Below are 17251 nucleotides of genomic sequence, written 5' to 3'. Positions count from 1 at the left end.
AGTGAATACAATGGTAATCTTCATCTTTATCAGCATAGCACTACATCTCGTTAGCTTTTTGTGTATCGTTCTCTTATTCCTTAAGCAGTCCAAAGGTTCAAATTTAAAAGAAGAAGTCAGGTCGAGTATGCAGTCGTACATCGAACAGCTCGAGGAAGAAAACGATCAATTGATCGATCGAGTGAAAACACTCGTTGAAAAACGAGAGGGGCAAATCGATTTGCGCCTTCGAGTACTTGAGCAGTCGAAAGCTGCACCTCAGGAAAGCGTACCGGCGCAGCAGCCGAAAGAAAACCAGCCATATCAGAAGCCAGCGGCTGTCCTTCAGCACCCTTCAGTGAGGAACGATCGAAAGCAGCAAGCACTCAAGCTATACAAAGAAGGCTTTACGATGACAGAAATTGCAAAGTTCTTGAACTGCGGTATTGGTGAAGTCGAACTGATTGTCAATATACACGGAAGGTCTCAGCAGCTATGAAAATACAGCAATCAACTCAAGTGATGCACGATTCACTTAAGAAAGATACGATGAAATCATCTTCACCTACTCCGTTCAACGGTGTGATGAATGAAGCGGCAAAAGAGTTGAAAGGCTCCGCACTTCAGCGGCTGCTTCATCAGATTGAAGAACAAGGCAAGGTACTAGGAAAAGAAAAAACACTCCAAAACCTAACGGCATACAAACGGTTAGTGAAGCATTTCCTTGAAGAAGCAGTTGGTCAGGGCTTGTCACTATCTGAAAAGAACAGCATGGACCACAGAGGGCGAAACAGAACGTATAAGCTCGTCGAGACAGTTGAGCAGAAGTTAGTCGATCTTCAAGAAGAAATATTACAAAAAGAAAAGTCAGGTGTGCACGTGTTATCACTCGTAGGAGAAGTAAAAGGTCTGTTGGTAGATTTAATGCTCTAGGTCGTTTATACTAGAAAAAATAGGAAGTATTTGCTCATGTGCGAACACATGAGTTTTTTTATAATTAAAATAAGAACATACGTTCGAATTCGTGGTTGTGATTTTTGCAAGAAAGGATACTTTCTATCCTACACAAAAGAGAAGGGAGAGGTGAGGATGAAGCAAAAGTGTCCATATTCTATGATAAAGGGTGCTCATGGAGAGCTCATGAAAAACCCCCTTTTCCGGTCATTTATTCAAGATGAAGAAAGCTGGAGATGCTATCTCGATGTGATTAACGATAATGATAACGAAGCACTAAATCGACTGAATCAACTTTTTCACATGTTTTACGCCGAAATTCGTTTCATTGCATATGTATCACGTTTAGTCCATTATACGGCGATAAACTATGACAGAAAACGTAGATTAAACAGCATGAGGTATCCGCTTACGCTTGATCAACCCGTTAAGGAAAGTGGAGATTCTTGGGTCGATCTCATGGCAGGTGCACCGATCTATACTTCAAACGAAGTTGAGCAGCAGTTCTTGTCCTATTCACTGTTCCGAGCGTACAAGAGACTCACTACGAAGCAGAAAGAAGTGTTGACCCTTTACTATCGTGAAGGTGCAACAGACACAGAGATAGCGAATGATTCAGGGGTTTCTCAACAGGCAGTAAGCCGACGCAGAAAACGTGCTCTGCAGAAATTAAGAGAAGTCGTGAAGGAGGGAATCCGATGAATATCACAAACATTATTAATACGATGATCGGTGACTTAGGTTTTCCAATCGTTGTATCACTGTATCTACTCATTAGACTCGAGCGAAAAGTTGAAAATTTATCGAACGTGATTGCAGAGCAGGAATCTGATAAGAAGGGATAACTATGGAAAGCAGATTATATAACCTTTTACAACGTGCTAAGAAGCAGGATGAGGAAGCACTCTCCCTCATCCTACAAACATTTGAGAAAAAGATACAATCAGAATTAAGACAGACGTCGTTTGGAGCGAGAGACGACCTGCGCCAGGAGCTGTTCGTGAAGGTGTGCGAAGCAGTGGGGAAATACAAGGTGGATGATGTACCTGACTTTGAGGAGTTTGCGATGAAATTAGAAAAAGATAAGCGCGAGGAGTGAATGATGTATGAACATTTATGAAAAACGTTGTGGCATGAATCGCTTTTAGCTATGATGAAGATGGAACGAAACAATACGGAGGGTTACTCATGAAACTTTTCTTGATCATCGGTGCGATCAACGCTTGTCTAGCAGTTGGTCTTGGGGCTTTTGGCGCTCATGGATTAGAAGGACGATTGTCAGAAAGAATGTTAGAGACGTTCAAAACAGGTGTTCAGTATCACATGTATCATGCTCTTGGTTTGATCGGCATTGCCGTTGTTGCAGACAAGCTTCAATCAACGGGGCTCATCAACTGGGCTGGATGGCTCATGTTTGCAGGGATCATCCTCTTCTCAGGTAGCCTTTATGTGTTGAGCTTGAGTGGAATTAAAATTCTTGGTGCGATCACGCCACTAGGAGGTCTCGCATTCATCACTGCTTGGATTCTTCTTGCAGTTGCTGCATTAAAACTATAAAAAAACGGCCTGAGCATTCAGGCCGTTTTTTGATTTATCTTGGAGAATATGAGGTCATTTGTTGAACAGGGTAGTTATATTCAAGTTCTTCATCAAACGTAATATAGTCAAGATAAACCATCAACAGGATATAGCGTTTTCCAGTCTGAGGATCAGAAATAATAATATGATCTCTCCCAGCTGCCTCCACGATCCCTTTAAATACTTTCGCATTCCATTTTTCGTTGTTCTCAAACGTCATGTAGATCGTCGCGACTTTTCCAAGGTTTAACCTGAGAATGTTTTCTATATACGATTGCTCGACTGCCAATTGAGCTGGAAATCCTTGCCCTTGCATTGCGCCCTGTACTTGCCCTTGGCCCTGCGTCGGGTATCCTGATGGAAAAGATTGCTGCCCCATCTGCCCCTGGCCTTGTTGCCCCATCTGTCCCATTTGCCCCATCTGCCCCATTCCATTTTGTCCTTGCTGCGGCATCTGTCCATAGCCGCCGCCACCGTTGTTCCAGAGCTTATTTTTCATCGTAACCCTCCTTAAGCGTTCTCCTAGCCATAGTAAACTTCTGAGCACTCACTTTCGGTAGGTTGATAAAAGCAGTGAGCTTTAAACCTTCCTGAAATCAGTTGATCGTACAATAGGGCAAGTTCCTGAAGGCTTAAAGAACCACAGTGCATGACTTGCCGAGTGGCATGGGACGATTCGAGCAAACCGCCCATCCATTTCGCTGCTTCAAGATAAAGGAAAATGCCATGACCCTTCGTAACTCATTGTATGTTCGATAATGGATGATATGCCTTTTTATAAACGGGAATTGCACATAAAAAAGCCAACGAAAACAGCTGTTTTCGTTGGCTCATATTAGTTAAACGTATAAGAATTGAGGCAGGCGTTCTTTCGGCAAATGAGTTCCAACAAAGAAGCTCCCGAATTCGCCGAAACGTGCGCTCACTTCGTCGAATCTCATTTCATACACAAGCTTTTTAAACTGAAGAACATCATCAGCGAATAGGGTAACGCCCCACTCCCAGTCATCAAAACCGACTGAACCTGTGATGATTTGCTTAACCTTACCAGCATAGCTTCGACCGATGAGTCCATGACTGCGCATCATTTCACGGCGCTCTTCCATTGATAGCATGTACCAGTTATCGTTACCCTCACGCTTTTTATTCATAGGGTAGAAGCAAACATAAGGTGCTTCAGATAGCTCTGGCTTCAAACGTGCTTGGATACGAGGGTCATTCTCAGGGTCACTGTCTTTGCCTGCCATGTAGTTACTGAGCTCTACAACAGATACATAAGAATAAGCAGGGATTGTATATTCAGCGAGTGTTGTTTTATTGAACGCATTTTCGATTTCATTTAGTTCTTCCATTGTTGGGCGAAGGAGCATCAACATAAAGTCTGCTTTTTGTCCCACGATGGAATAAAGCGCATGACTTCCTTCTTTGTAATTCGCTGTAGCTTCCCATTTTTCAAGGAAAGAATAGAATTCATTCATTGCGTTGTCACGTTCTTCGCTAGATAGCTGCTTCCATGCAGTCCAATCCATCAAACGGAAATCATGCAGGCAATACCAGCCGTCAAGAGTTACTGCTGCTTGGTTCATATATGATCCACTCCTTAATAATTATCCAATCAATCTCCACCCTCTACTATACCAATAGTTCTGCTTGTTTGAAAGCGATTGAGGCGTGGAACGATCTATCTGTCCTAAAGAATGTTCCAGCTTTTGATGAAAAAGGAAAAAAGACAGCAAACCAGTCTCCAAAGAGAATTTGATATGCTGACTTTACCATTTTATTTATCTCTTTTATAGAAGAGTTGGCGCTTTTTGTGGGCGTAAGATATGTGCACATTCTATTCCTAAACATGTAATAGGGCAATATACGCGTTGATCCTACCGTTTTGATAAAGCGTTCCAGTACCATCGATGTTGACAGTCGTTGCTTTCAACTTATTTCTCACAATGTTGGGATTTGGGTTAAGAGAGAGCATAAGAGCAGCGAGGCCACTTACAAATGCTGTTGCTTGAGATGTACCAGAAAGGTATCCGTAATCAGTTTGTCCAGTTTTATTTTCTTGAGTAGGTAAAGTAGATAGGATGCTAACCCCAGGTGCTGCGAGATCCACCCATGGGGCACCAAAATTAGAAAAAGGAGCGATCGTATCGTTTCGTTCTAATGCAGCAACACTAATACACTGAGGATATGCTGCAGGGTAAAAAAGTTGGTTTGCAGCAGCGTTTCCGGCTGAGGCTATTAAAAGAACCCCCTTATCCTGTGCATACTGAACGGCGTTTTGTATAACGGTACTTGACGTAACACTTCCGCAACTTAAATTAATTACGTTTGCACCATTGTTTACAGCATAGACGATTCCTCGAGCCACGTCACTGAAGCTTCCTTGTCCATTATCATCCAATACTTTTACGTTCATAATTTTAGGGTTTATCCCGATACCAGCGATACCAACATCATTTCTTGTCATGGCAGCCGCGATACCAGCAATATGTGTTCCATGTCCGTTTAAATCCTGAGATGTAGGGGAAAGCGTAAAGTTTTTGCTTAAAATTACTTTTCCATAAATGTCCGGGTGTCTTGTGTTGATACCAGTATCTAAAATGGCGATCTTAACAAGTGTAGAACCTCGCGTCACATTCCACGCCCTAGTTGAATTTATCTTCAAGGCTCCCCACTGGTACTTAAAAAGAGGGTCGTTTGGAATAAGCTGTGCTTCCATAATTCCATCATAGTCTACATGCTTTACACCATAGAAGTTTGATAGGCGCTTAGCAATGATATTGAGTAAATGAGGTTCAGTTGAAATGGTGTATGTGTTGAATTCTTGAATTTCATCAATAATAGGAGTGTTGAGCATATCAAAAATTTCAAGAATCCTATTTCGAGAAAGAGTGGGAATGAAGCTCACCATTAAACGATTAGGTAGGTAGTTCATTCTTTATGCCACCTCCTATATCTAGCAATTTCTATAGTATATTACTCAATGTAGGAGTTTCTTGGAACGGCACATTAGTCAGAAAAGTAGAACTTTTAAATGGAAGGGTTTACAACTACGGATTTATTTTTGTTTTTAGGGAAAAAAGAGTATCGTAGGGATTGGAAATCAAATTAATGAGGTGAATACAATGAGTGATCTTTTTACAAGCATGAAAGATACGGTAAGAAACGGCCAACCGACGATCGTGTTTCCAGAAGGAACAGATGAAAGAGTTCTTGTTGCGGCAAATCGTCTCGCTCAAGACGGCATCCTAAAACCAATCGTTGTTGGTGGAGAAGCAGCAGTAAAGGACAAAGCGTCATCTTTAAACGTTGCTCTTCATGAAGATCTACAAATTATTGATCCTGCAAACTATTCAGACATGGATGCACTTGTTGAATCGTTCGTAGAACGCCGTAAAGGAAAAGCAACAGCAGAACAAGCACAAGAGATTCTTCTCGATGTGAACTACTTTGGTACGATGCTTGTTCATACAGGAAAAGCGGATGGCCTTGTAAGTGGAGCTGCACACTCGACTGGTGACACGGTCCGCCCTGCACTTCAAATCATCAAGACAAAAGAAGGAATCAAGAAGACGTCAGGCGCTTTTGTAATGGTGAAGGACGATCAGAAGTATGTGTTCGCAGACTGTGCGATCAACATTGCTCCTGATAGCAACGACCTTGCTGAAATCGCTGTTTCTAGTGCTGAAACTGCGAAAATGTTTGGTATCGATCCAAAAGTTGCGATGCTTAGCTTCTCAACAAAAGGTTCTGCTGTTTCCCCTGAAACAGAAAAAGTCATGGAAGCTACAAAGATTGCGAAAGAAAAAGCACCTGAGCTTGTTATCGACGGTGAATTCCAATTCGACGCTGCATTCGTCCCTGAAGTAGCAAAGAAAAAAGCACCTGAATCCCCGCTTGAAGGGCAAGCGAATGTGTTTGTATTTCCAGGCCTCGAAGCAGGAAACATCGGATACAAAATGGTTCAACGCCTTGGCGGATTCGAAGCAGTAGGTCCAGTTCTACAAGGTCTTAACAAGCCTGTAAATGACCTTTCTCGCGGCTGTAGTGAAGAAGATGTATACAAGCTTGCTTTGATCACAGCAATGCAAACGTTATAAGGTTCGTTGAAGACTGTCGACACTCGATCGGCAGTCTTTTTTTGGCATGAAACGGTAGTTTCGCGGATATATTCACGTTTTCGCGGATATAGGGTTAGATTTAGCGGATATAATTAAAAAATCGCGGATAAATCTCCATAATCGCGGATATATTTAGAAATTCGCGGATATACCACTAATCTCACGTCATATTAAAAGCACCCGAAACGAAGTTCGGATGCTTTTTCTCTAATATTAGTAAAGTGCTTTCTCATTTCTTGTAAACACACGCTGGTAGTTGTAATCGTAAAGGGATAACTCTGGAATCGAAAGGTGTTGAGTCGTCAAAGTCCCTGCGTATTTATTCAGCGTTTTAAGCGTTCCCATCATCAGGTCACTTACCGCCAAACTTTCTCCCGTCAATTCACTCAACGATGCCATCGTCTCCGGAACGATACGTGGATACGTGAACTTCGTTTCTTCGCCACCGAGGGAGCGTTCGTAAAATTCCTTAATTAAAGCTGCCCGCTCTGAACCACTTCCATCTACACAGAGATAAACTTGAACCGCAACGCCTCCTCGAAGGCGTCTTTGGGAAATTCCTGCAAACTTCTGCCCGCCTATACTCAAATCGTAGCGGCCCGGGCAATAAGAGCCTACAATCTCACGATCTTCAACATTAACCCCATATGGTGAAAGGATTTCCTGTACAAAATCGACCATCGATTCATATCCTTTGTCGATTCCAACCTGCTGCTCTTTTTCTGCAAAAACAAGCGACAGGTTCAAAACACCACTATCTAGTACAACTGCAAGTCCGCCTGAATTTCTAACAATGACCTTGTATCCTTGTTGTTTTAAGTACGCGATTCCACGTTCGATGTAAGGAAGTCGTGTGTCTTGTATGCCAAGGACAACCGTGTCATGGTGTACCCAGGATCGCATAACTGGTGAAGAATCCCCGCTACCTGTTGAGTTGCAGAGCGTATCATCCATTGCAAACGATTGAAGTGCATCGAAAGACGGTCCAAGAGTAGATTGATCTATTATTCGCCATTCTGGCTGATATAGTACTGAGTCATTCGCCATAGCTATTTCCTTTCTGTTACAAATCATCTTTAGCTATTATAGCACGAGAAATACCAGCATTCAGAATACAGATTGCGACAATATTTCCCGGGAGATGACATATTATGATGTTTTAACATAGTAAAACTTGTGGAATATACATACTAGATAAATATGGGAGGTGAAGGGATGCCACGTGCGACCGATAGACCCGGTGAAGGTACATATAAATGTACGAACTGTGGTCAAGAAATGACGATCGAGAAAGAGAGTGATCAGTTACCACCTTGTCCAAGTTGTGGTAATAATACCTTTAATGCGGCATAAAAGCATAGCACCTCAACATTGGAAAGTACGGGAAATTTATCTCGTACTTTCTTCTTAGTTTTAAAGGTTTTTTAGCTATAAAACCTTTATTTAACAGGGGAATTGTAAACTAACTAAGTAAATATAATTTTGCGAGAATTAGTGAAAATGCTATAATAATGTTTGTGTGTTTACTAGTTAGCGAGAAAGAGAGCAAGCAAAGCGAACAATATCACAATGTGGAAGTGCTTTCATAAAAACAAGACAGCAAACGAATGACTTGCATATAAACCATTCACGAAAGGGGTAATGTCCATGAAGCTAACGGTTAAGATTATCGCCGGTTTAGTATTGGGTATTTTAGTTGGTGTCATCTTTAACTTGTTTGCACCAGATGCGTTTGGACCCGTAGATAAGTATTTTCTTGGTCCTGTAGGACAGATCTTTTTAAACTTAATTAAGATGCTAGTTGTGCCGATCGTGTTCTTCTCGATCGTAGTAGGTACAGCAGGAATCAGTGATCCTAAGAAACTTGGTCGTATGGGAGGAAAGACAGTAGGGTTTTTCCTAATCACGACGACGATCGCTATTTCGATCGCTATGGCACTTGCTTATTTAATCAAGCCTGGTGTGGAAGGTTCATTCACTGGTCAAAGTGATTTTAAAGCAGAAGAAGCACCTCCTGTAATGGATACGATTCTTAATATCATCCCGACGAACCCTGTTCAGGCGTTGACAGAAGGGAACATGCTTCAAATCATAGCCTTCGCGATCTTCATCGGTTTTGCGCTTGCGGTACTCGGTGACAAAACCAAAGCATTGCGAGACCTTATGGAACAAGGTAACGATGTGATGATGTATCTTGTTAAAATCATTATGGAAACTGCTCCATATGGAGCGTTCGCTTTGATCGCCTCTGCTGTCGGTGGTCAAGGTAAAGAAGCACTTCAATCCATGGGTATGTACTTTATCGTCGTACTGGCTGGACTGTTTATACATGCACTCGTCACATACAGTAGTGCGATTTACTTGCTGGGTAAAGAGAATCCGCTTAAATTCTATAAAGCTTTTTCACCAGCAATGGCAGTTGCATTCAGTACCTCATCTAGTAGTGGTACACTTCCTGTTTCTATGAAAACTGCTCAGGAAAACTTGAAGATTCCAAAACAAATCAGTAGTTTTGTTCAGCCCCTAGGGGCAACCATCAATATGGATGGAACTGCAATCATGCAGGGTGTTGCGACTGTTTTTATCGCGCAGATCACGGGTGTTGAGCTAACCTTCACACAGCTCATCATCGTCGTTGTCACTGCTACTCTCGCAAGTATTGGGACAGCCGGTGTTCCTGGTGTAGGACTTATCATGCTTGCGATGGTCCTAAACCAAGTTGGTCTCCCGGTTGAGCCGATCGGCTTGATCCTTGCCGTCGATCGATTGCTCGATATGACGCGTACAGCGGTTAATATTACCGGTGATGCGGCTTGTGCTCTCTATGTAACAAAATCAGAAGAAAAAAGGAATGGGAATACAACGTCTGCTGCTGAGATTGAAGGATAACCGACAACAGTAAACAGATGAAGATACTCCTTACAAAAACCTTCTATTACCTGTCTTTTTGACGGGTAGTGGAAGGTTTCTTTTTGGTATGATTTGAGATATAATAAGGGGATGAATTTGACGGAAGGAGTCCAACGCTGTGCTCGAACGATTAAACGAAGAAAAAGTTTTTAAAGATCCAGTTCATCGCTACATACATGTTCGCTACCGTTTAATCTGGGAGCTGATTGGAACGAAGGAGTTTCAACGTCTTCGCAGAGTTAGACAGTTAGGGACGACCTATTTAACGTTTCACGGAGCTGAACATAGTCGCTTCAGTCATTCACTCGGTGTTTATGAAATCGTCAGGAGGATTAACGAAATCTTCTCTCAATATGACGGTTGGAACGAAGAAAATCGATTGTTAAGTATGTGTGCTGCGCTTCTTCACGATGTTGGACATGGCCCGTTTTCTCATTCGTTCGAAAAGGTATTTGGACTCGATCACGAAGACTTTACCCGCATGGTCATATTGGGTGATACGGAAATCAATCGCATCCTTCGGAAAGTGAGCGATCGTTTTCCTGAAGAAGTTGCAGACGTGATTGCAAAAACGCATGACAACAAACTAGTTGTTTCCCTTATTTCAAGCCAGATCGATGCGGATCGAATGGATTACTTATTGCGTGATGCTTACTTCACAGGCGTTAGCTATGGTCAGTTTGATATCGAGCGTATCTTGCGCGTCATGAGACCTGGTGATGATCAGATCGTCATCAAACAGAGTGGGATGCATGCGGTAGAGGACTACATCATGAGTCGTTATCAGATGTATTGGCAAATTTATTTTCACCCCGTGACAAGAAGTGCGGAAGTTATTTTAAGCAAGATCTTACATCGTGCAAAGAAACTTTATCTCGAAGGTTACTCCTTTAAGTACGAACCGATCCATTTCTACTCACTGTTTAATGAGAATATCAGTCTTGAAGATTTTCTTAAGCTTGATGAATCTGTTGCGATGTTTTATTTCCAAATGTGGCAAGAGGAAGAGGACGAGATTCTTAGCGATCTTTGCGAGCGATTTATGAATCGAAGGCTATTCAAGTATGTTGAATTCAATCCGATGGAGAAGATGAACGATTGGAGAGAGCTATACGATTCATTTAAAGAAGCTGGCATCGATCCAGACTATTACCTTGAAGTAGACTCTTCCTCAGATCTTCCATATGATTTCTATCGACCTGGAGAAGAAGAAGAAAGGCTTCCAATCCATCTCCTTAAGCCAGGTGGTGATCTTCGGGAACTTTCTCGAGAATCCGAAGTTGTCGAAGCGATCTCAGGCAAGAAGCGTACAGATCACAAGCTCTATTATCCCGCAGATTTAATCCTGAAGGGGGATACGAACGTAACTCGTCGCATAAAGTCATTGCTTCAATTAGATTAACCTGTTCAAAAAGAAACCTGCATGGTCTGCAGGTCTAACCAAATCAGATAAAGAAAGCTTTTTGGACAACCTGTAAAAAGAAAATTGGGGAGGGGTACAGGTTGCTAGAAGATCATGCGAAAGTCATCACTGTATTAAAAGAAGCGGGAGAAGTCATCGGACGGAAAAAGCTTCAGAAAATCGTCTACATTTGTAAAAAACTACAGTTCCCATTTAACGAGAAGTATCAGTTTCACTTTTATGGACCTTATTCCGAAGAATTGACGCTCAGAGTGGAAGAGCTATGCAACCTTGGACTCGTCAGAGAAGTGAAGGAAAGCAAAGGGAACTATTATCAATACAAGTATTCCGTAACGGATCAAGGAACTGAATTCCTGAGCCATTATAACCATGACTTTCCATCTTTAAATGAATGTATTTGTAGAATGAATGGAGAAAGCTCACGTTTTCTAGAGCTTGTTTCGACAGTGTTGTTTTTCGATAAACTTACGAAAGAAGAAGTGATTGATAAGATTCAGACGATCAAACGAAAGCAAAACTACTCGAGTGATGAGATCGAAGAGGCATATACGTTTATCTCTAGTCTTAATCGCTTGCTTCAATAGAATAAGAGTTCAATAGAAAAAGGTGCACGAAGTTGATTCGGCACCTTTTTGTCTAACCTTTTATTGGAATTCTTTTTGAAAGACTCGTTTGTAGCTTGCTGAAGTTAATTTTCGTTAGAACAAAGCCGTTCAGAATGATTAGCCCTATCATAAGGAGAGAAAAGATCAATGTGCTTAGGTAGGGAAGGATGAGCTGCTGTAATCCAGGAATCGATTCTGCTAATAGAAAGACGATCGAGAAGGATGATAGCACATGAAAGGTGATGCCGGCAGAAAGACTTAATGATTCTCTTCGTTCGATGAGAGAAGGCATCCAAGCAATACCTAGAATTGAAAAAATGATAAGAACAAGAATAAGAGCGATGCTGCCACTCATCACGCTATGCTGAAAGTTACCGGCTTCTAACAACAGTACATACATCAGAGTGGCTAGAATACCGATTCCTATCCCGATTGTCACTGGCGAAACTAAACGTTCTTTCATCATCGATCTCCACCTTTTATTACAATTATTTCGAAACTATTACAATAAATACCCTATTGAAGACTAGTATAATCCCTCCATTGCAGAAGATATTGCAGAATTATGTCGAGCTTAGGTAAATTACGAAAAAAGGTTCAAAAGACTCATATTGAAGTAAAGGAGTGTTCTTCATGGAACAAATAAAATGTGCGATCGTAGGATTCGGGTTTTCAGGGGCAACGTTTCACGCTCCGGTGATGAAGGCTGTGAAAGACATGCATATCACAAAAGTAGTTTCTTCAAACCCTGAGAAGGTAAAGCATACCTTGCCTGATGCGGAGGTTGTACCTGTTATCGAAGACGTTTTTGATGATAACGAAATCGAACTTGTGGTCATTACGACACCAAATGAATTTCATTATCCTATGGCGATGAAAGCACTGAACGCAGGAAAGCATGTTGTTCTTGAAAAGCCATTTGCAGTAAGTGTTTCAGAATGCGAAGAACTCATCCATGCTGCAGAACAAAATGGATGTCTACTAAGCGTTTATCATAATAGACGTTTTGATAACGATTTTCTTACGATACAGAAACTGTTGAAAAACGATGCCTTAGGTGAGGTAGTTACGTATGAGGCTCACTATGATCGTTTTCGGAGCGAAGTACGCGAGCGTTGGAGAGAACAAGATAAGAAAGGTTCGGGTATCCTTTTTGACTTAGGTTCTCACCTGATCGATCAAGCTCTTACGTTATTTGGAGAACCTGACAGCGTGATGGCAGACGTCGTCGCACAGCGTGAAGGCGCAAAGACTGATGACTATTTTCATCTCGTACTGAAGTATGGGAAGAAGAGAGTGATTCTGCATGGAGGTTCACTCGTTCACAAGCACGGACCGCGCTATCAAATACACGGTATGGAAGGTTCGTATGTGAAGTGGGGCATCGATCCGCAGGAAGATGCGCTGAAGAAAGGTCACATTCCAGGCGAGTCTGGATGGGGTGAAGACTCTGAACAGAGTTATGGCACGCTTACTACAGGAGATAATGAGAAAAAAGTTCGTACTGTTCAAGGAGCTTATCACCATTACTATGAAGGTATCGTGCGATCGATCAAAGAGAAAGCCCCAGCACCCGTTACGGCTCATGAAGCGCTGAACGTCATCAAATGTATCGAGCTGGCGCTAGAGAGTAGTGAAAACAATCGAACGGTTGAATGGAAGTAGAAGAGATGGCTCAAGGAGCCATCTCTTTTTTTCTAAACTTTCACTGCTACTTGAATGATAGAGTCGGACCATTTAAGAGCGTCGATATAAGAACTTTGAAGATCTTCACTCGCTAGATTGAACTCATTTAGGAAAGAGGCTACCGTTTGCCAGTCGTTCCGTTCTAGAGCTTTAATCATAGTTAAAATGTGATGATAAACCGTCTCTCGATCGTTCGTTAAGGTTTCTTTTAATGTGTCATCTATCGGTAAATCATTCAGAACTTCTTCCATCGGACGCTGTAAGATCGTATCGAGCAACGAAAACATTCCGACGAGAGAGGCTTGGTGCGGGTTCACGTTTACTTTCTTTGCTACTAACTCTGATAGTTTTGCGCGCGTAAGAGACAGGTGCAGAATTTCAGTAGATTGATTAGAATCCTTTGTAAACATGAGGATCAGAATCCATTTTTTCACTTCGGCTAGCCCCAATAGAACGATTGCTTGTCTAACATTGCTGACTTTTACCTGAAGGCCGAGGGAATTGATCAAGCGTAACAACTTATAAGAAAGTGCGACGTCCTTTTCAGCAAGAGTAGCGACTGCCTGGATATCAGGCATAGGCTTGTTGATTTCATCCAGCATCTGAATATAAAGTTGGGGCATTGGTTTCAAATCTTTTGTAGAAAGGATAGAAGGCTTGCTAAAGAAATAACCTTGAAATAGTTTGAATCCTAGCGCTTTGGCTTCTTCAAATTCTTTTAATGTCTCTACTTTTTCCGCTAGAAACTGAATCGGAAGGTGACGAAAACGATTCATGATCTCGATCCGTTTTTCTTTTGATGTTCCAAGGAAATCAACTTTAATGATATCGATCACATGTAGAATGCTTTCGTAATTTCCGAAATCAGTGAAGTCATCGATTGCGATGGTATATCCTTTCGCTTTAAAGCTTTCACACTTCTCGATCACTTCTCCAGTTATGTCAATGTCCTCAAGCAGCTCGATAATGATTGAGTCAGGAGAGAAGAGGAGTGGTGTTTCATCAAGAATTAACTCTTTCGTGAAATTGATGAAGCATTTTTTATGATCTGATAATTTATCTAATCCAAACGTCAAATAGGAATTGGAGATGACTTCAGCTGTTGCTTGATTACCATCTAAGCCATCAAACGAATTAAGATTTCCAGTCCTGTGCAGCAATTCGTAACCAAACAGCTGCTTATCGACTGTTAAGATCGGCTGACGCCCGATAAATACGTCCACGTTATACCTCCAACAGGAAATTTATTACTATTCTCTTAAATAAATATTATAGTGGAATTTCAAGGGAATTGGAACGTTAATTAAATGAAAAAATGACCTGCTGAAGAGCAGGTCATGTGATTAAGCATGCGGAAGAAATGCGAGTTGGTAGAAGAAGAGAACGGCAAACAGATAGAGAAGCGGGTGTACCTCGCGTCCTTTTCCTTTTACTAATTTAAGAACAGGATACGTGATGAAGCCAAGTGCGATTCCTGTCGCGATGCTTGATGTTAAAGGCATCGTCAAGATGATTAAGAAAGCAGGAAATGCTTCATCGAACTCATGCCACTCAATCTTTCCAACTGCACTGATCATTAAGCTTCCGACGATGATCAGCGTTGGAGCAGTAATCGCAGCAAGTCCTGAAACAGCACCTACTAGTGGACCGAAGAAAGCAGCGGCAATGAATAAGGTTGCAACCACAACAGACGTTAAACCGGTACGACCACCAGATGCTACGCCTGAAGATGATTCGATATAAGCACTAGTCGGGCTCGTTCCGAAAACAGCACCAACTGTTGTACCGATTGAATCTGCGAGAAGCGCTTGACGTGCACGCGGCATTTTCTTCCCTTTCATCAAACCAGCTTGTTCTGCGACGCCTACCATGGTGCCAGTAGTATCGAAAAGCGTAACGAGTAAGAAAGAGAAGACAACAGCATATAGTCCGTACTCGATCATATCTTTAAATGCTTGTAGCGGACTTCCGAAAATAAATAGATCTGGAGACGAAGGTGATCCAACGATCCCTTCTTTAAATTCAAGCTGTCCTGTCGAAATAGCGATGATCGCTGTAGCGATCATTCCAAAGAATAACGCACCGTGAATATTACGGGCCATCAGAATAAGCGTGATGATTAACCCTCCGAGTGCGAGTAATACTTCTGGAGAATGGAGATCACCGAGTGTAACGAGATTCTCTTTGTCAGCAACGATGATTCCTGTCATGCGTAATCCGATGAACGCGATGAACAAACCGATACCTGCAGTAATACCAAGCTTTAGGTTCGTAGGAATCGCTTCGATCAATTTTTCACGAAACGGGGTTAGTGAAAGAATAATGAATAGGATTCCTGCAATAAAAACAGCTCCAAATGCTACTTGATACGATACGCCGGGCTGGCTGCCTACTACGGAGAAGGCAAAGTAAGCATTCAAGCCCATACCTGGAGCGATTGCGATCGGGTAGTTCGCGAATAGACCCATCCAAAGGGTACCGACAACAGCTGAGATGATGGTTGCCATGAACACCGTATCGAATGGCACACCAGCTGATGAAAGGATGATAGGATTTACAATAACGATATACACCATTGTTAAGAATGTGGTGATACCTGCTAATAATTCAGTTTTAACGCTTGTTCCATTTTCTTTTAGTTTGAAAAAGGAGTTTAGCATGGAATACCTCCTGTAAATACGAACGATTTTTAAACACAATCTCTATATTATTCGTAAAAAGATTTTTTAGCAAGGGAAAATTATTAAATTCCTTTTTTATATCGGCACGATTGCTGCAGGATGAATACTGTAGTGTGTATATGATAAAATGTTAGCGGAGAATAATGAATAAAGGAGGTCGTTCAACGTGGCAAAAGATGAAGAAAAGAAGCCTAAGAAAAAGCCTTCAACAGGCTTTAATATTTTGAGTGGTGACTCTACGGATGGTCATGGAGGATATGGGGTCGGAACCATTAATTTAGACAACGTATCCCCTGTTATCGTCGATCCTACGACGGACGAGGTTTATGTAGATATAGGTGCACTGCACGCAAGAAGTGCACTTGAAAAGCGTAAAAAGCTCGTCAAAACGAAAGAAGAAGTTCCTGATGGACATACGGCATGGATCGTATGGGTAACGCTTCAAAGAGGTGAGGAAGGCCCGTTTTATCATGGGATCGGAGCATGTGAGTTCTTCTTGAACGCAGAGGCGAAGCGTGCATGGAAGAGTATGCCTGAACACGTGAACAACATGGATAAGTCGATGAAAGGGAAGGTCATCGTCGACAATATGGATGATAAATCTAGAGAAATGCTTCGTAACTACTTGATCGACTTCGATAAAGGTGTTTACGACCGCTCTAGTGATGAGTTGAAAGAGGCACTTGAGAAGTAAGTTATGACCTTTTTTTGAAAAAGTTATGAAATCGCTTGAGCTTTCGATGAAGTAGGATTAAAATTATGATACACAACACATATAGCTAGGACACAAAAGGGCCCGGAGAAATGTCTCCGGGTCCTTTTGTATTGAGATGTTATACTTTTCTTAAACGTGAGAGGAGTGGTCGACATGTGGAAACAGTTTCCCCGTGAGAAAAAACAAGACTTGATCGAGCGAATTCAAACATACTTTTATAATGAGCGTGATGAAGAGATCGGTGAGCTCGCTGCAGAGAACTTTCTTCATTTTGTTATGTCTGAGTTAAGTCCATCCTTTTATAACGCAGGCGTAAAGGATGCGATTACGATGACAGAACAGAAGTGGATGAGCATCGAACAAGATTTGGATTCACTGATTAAGCCTGATCCAGAAGTGAAGAGATAAGGAAAATCCTGGAAAATCATATTACTGTGCTCCCGTTGCCGTAGGAGTATGACTACCGCTTGCTTTCCTGCGGACGAGCGCCCTAGCCTCCTCCCGGACAAAAGCGGTCCGGTCAGGGGTCTCTGTCGCCCGTTCTTCCGCGGGAGTCAAGCGGTAGTCACTCCTACTAGTTTGCAATGAAACCAAATCGG

General features: G+C 42.0%; 21 protein-coding genes. 14 read left to right on the top strand and 7 right to left on the bottom strand.

The window, feature by feature from the left end; genetic code table 11:
* Positions 1–10 precede the first annotated feature (10 nt).
* From PFZ69_RS07820 to PFZ69_RS07795, 6 genes are all read left to right on the top strand, one after another.
* Entirely contained in the window at positions 11–478 is a 468-nt protein-coding gene (locus tag PFZ69_RS07820; protein ID WP_270180443.1) for a DUF6115 domain-containing protein, read from the top strand.
* The gene (locus PFZ69_RS07815) at positions 475–912 is read left to right on the top strand and encodes a YaaR family protein (RefSeq protein ID WP_270180442.1); all 438 of its coding nucleotides are present in this window, start codon (positions 475–477) and stop codon (positions 910–912) included. Before PFZ69_RS07820 ends, PFZ69_RS07815 begins: the two co-directional genes overlap by 4 nt.
* Before the next feature lie 156 nt (positions 913–1068).
* On the top strand, positions 1069–1635 hold the full coding sequence (locus PFZ69_RS07810; RefSeq protein WP_270180441.1) for an RNA polymerase sigma factor: 567 nt from the start codon (positions 1069–1071) through the stop codon (positions 1633–1635).
* Positions 1632–1778 carry a YvrJ family protein gene (locus PFZ69_RS07805; protein WP_270180440.1) on the top strand — a complete coding sequence of 49 codons (147 nt, stop codon included), beginning with the start codon at positions 1632–1634 and terminating at the stop codon, positions 1776–1778. The genes PFZ69_RS07810 and PFZ69_RS07805 overlap by 4 nt, the downstream gene beginning before the upstream one ends.
* Positions 1779–1780: 2 nt before the next feature.
* On the top strand, positions 1781–2032 hold the full coding sequence (locus PFZ69_RS07800; protein ID WP_270180439.1) for a helix-turn-helix domain-containing protein: 252 nt from the start codon (positions 1781–1783) through the stop codon (positions 2030–2032).
* Positions 2033–2121: 89 nt separating this feature from the next.
* On the top strand, positions 2122–2490 hold the full coding sequence (locus PFZ69_RS07795; protein ID WP_270180438.1) for a DUF423 domain-containing protein: 369 nt from the start codon (positions 2122–2124) through the stop codon (positions 2488–2490).
* A 34-nt stretch (positions 2491–2524) separates the two neighbouring features.
* On the opposite strand, the gene gerQ is transcribed toward PFZ69_RS07795, so the two are convergent.
* The 3 genes from gerQ to PFZ69_RS07780 form a co-directional block, all read right to left on the bottom strand.
* Complete coding sequence (gene gerQ / locus PFZ69_RS07790) at positions 2525–3010, bottom strand: spore coat protein GerQ (protein ID WP_270180437.1); 486 nt, start codon at positions 3008–3010, stop codon at positions 2525–2527.
* Between the two features lie 340 nt (positions 3011–3350).
* Entirely contained in the window at positions 3351–4097 is a 747-nt protein-coding gene (hemQ, locus tag PFZ69_RS07785; protein ID WP_270180436.1) for a hydrogen peroxide-dependent heme synthase, read from the bottom strand.
* A 257-nt stretch (positions 4098–4354) separates the two neighbouring features.
* On the bottom strand, positions 4355–5446 hold the full coding sequence (locus PFZ69_RS07780; RefSeq protein WP_270180435.1) for a S8 family peptidase: 1092 nt from the start codon (positions 5444–5446) through the stop codon (positions 4355–4357).
* Positions 5447–5636: 190 nt separating this feature from the next.
* Between PFZ69_RS07780 and pta the strand changes: the two genes are divergently transcribed.
* A complete protein-coding gene (pta, locus tag PFZ69_RS07775) occupies positions 5637–6611 on the top strand; it encodes a phosphate acetyltransferase (protein WP_270180434.1) in 975 nt (324 codons plus the stop codon).
* Between the two features lie 234 nt (positions 6612–6845).
* On the opposite strand, the gene PFZ69_RS07770 is transcribed toward pta, so the two are convergent.
* Entirely contained in the window at positions 6846–7679 is an 834-nt protein-coding gene (locus tag PFZ69_RS07770) for a lipoate--protein ligase family protein (RefSeq protein ID WP_270180433.1), read from the bottom strand.
* A 168-nt stretch (positions 7680–7847) separates the two neighbouring features.
* Between PFZ69_RS07770 and PFZ69_RS07765 the strand changes: the two genes are divergently transcribed.
* The 4 genes from PFZ69_RS07765 (at position 7848) to PFZ69_RS07750 (ending at position 11549) form a co-directional block, all read left to right on the top strand.
* The gene (locus PFZ69_RS07765) at positions 7848–7985 is read left to right on the top strand and encodes a zinc ribbon-containing protein (RefSeq protein ID WP_270180432.1); all 138 of its coding nucleotides are present in this window, start codon (positions 7848–7850) and stop codon (positions 7983–7985) included.
* 294 nt (positions 7986–8279) lie between these two features.
* Positions 8280–9521 (top strand): dicarboxylate/amino acid:cation symporter, encoded by a 1242-nt coding sequence (locus tag PFZ69_RS07760; RefSeq protein WP_270180431.1) that lies wholly within the window; start codon positions 8280–8282, stop codon positions 9519–9521.
* 139 nt (positions 9522–9660) lie between these two features.
* A complete protein-coding gene (locus PFZ69_RS07755; protein ID WP_270180430.1) occupies positions 9661–10944 on the top strand; it encodes an HD domain-containing protein in 1284 nt (427 codons plus the stop codon).
* A 101-nt stretch (positions 10945–11045) separates the two neighbouring features.
* Positions 11046–11549, top strand: a complete 504-nt coding sequence (locus PFZ69_RS07750) for a YwgA family protein (RefSeq protein ID WP_270180429.1) — start codon at positions 11046–11048, stop codon at positions 11547–11549.
* Between the two features lie 52 nt (positions 11550–11601).
* Here PFZ69_RS07750 and PFZ69_RS07745 read toward each other — a convergent pair whose 3' ends face one another.
* Complete coding sequence (locus PFZ69_RS07745) at positions 11602–12036, bottom strand: hypothetical protein (RefSeq protein WP_270180428.1); 435 nt, start codon at positions 12034–12036, stop codon at positions 11602–11604.
* A 167-nt stretch (positions 12037–12203) separates the two neighbouring features.
* Between PFZ69_RS07745 and PFZ69_RS07740 the strand changes: the two genes are divergently transcribed.
* Positions 12204–13235, top strand: a complete 1032-nt coding sequence (locus tag PFZ69_RS07740) for an oxidoreductase (protein WP_270180427.1) — start codon at positions 12204–12206, stop codon at positions 13233–13235.
* Between the two features lie 32 nt (positions 13236–13267).
* Here the strand turns inward: PFZ69_RS07740 and PFZ69_RS07735 are convergent, their stop codons facing one another.
* Both PFZ69_RS07735 and PFZ69_RS07730 read right to left on the bottom strand, forming a co-directional pair.
* Complete coding sequence (locus PFZ69_RS07735) at positions 13268–14479, bottom strand: EAL and HDOD domain-containing protein (RefSeq protein ID WP_270180426.1); 1212 nt, start codon at positions 14477–14479, stop codon at positions 13268–13270.
* 120 nt (positions 14480–14599) lie between these two features.
* Positions 14600–15916 carry an NCS2 family permease gene (locus tag PFZ69_RS07730; RefSeq protein WP_270180425.1) on the bottom strand — a complete coding sequence of 439 codons (1317 nt, stop codon included), beginning with the start codon at positions 15914–15916 and terminating at the stop codon, positions 14600–14602.
* A gap of 187 nt (positions 15917–16103) precedes the next feature.
* On the opposite strand from PFZ69_RS07730, the gene PFZ69_RS07725 reads away from it, so the two are divergent.
* Both PFZ69_RS07725 and PFZ69_RS07720 read left to right on the top strand, forming a co-directional pair.
* The gene (locus PFZ69_RS07725; RefSeq protein ID WP_270180424.1) at positions 16104–16631 is read left to right on the top strand and encodes a YwhD family protein; all 528 of its coding nucleotides are present in this window, start codon (positions 16104–16106) and stop codon (positions 16629–16631) included.
* A gap of 174 nt (positions 16632–16805) precedes the next feature.
* A complete protein-coding gene (locus PFZ69_RS07720; RefSeq protein ID WP_270180423.1) occupies positions 16806–17060 on the top strand; it encodes a DUF2164 domain-containing protein in 255 nt (84 codons plus the stop codon).
* Positions 17061–17251: the final 191 nt, after the last annotated feature.

The organism is Alkalihalobacillus sp. CinArs1, from assembly GCF_947387515.1.
In the GTDB taxonomy this organism is placed as follows: Bacteria; Bacillota; Bacilli; order Bacillales; family Guptibacillaceae; genus Guptibacillus.
This window is presented reverse-complemented; position numbering and strand designations above follow the sequence as displayed.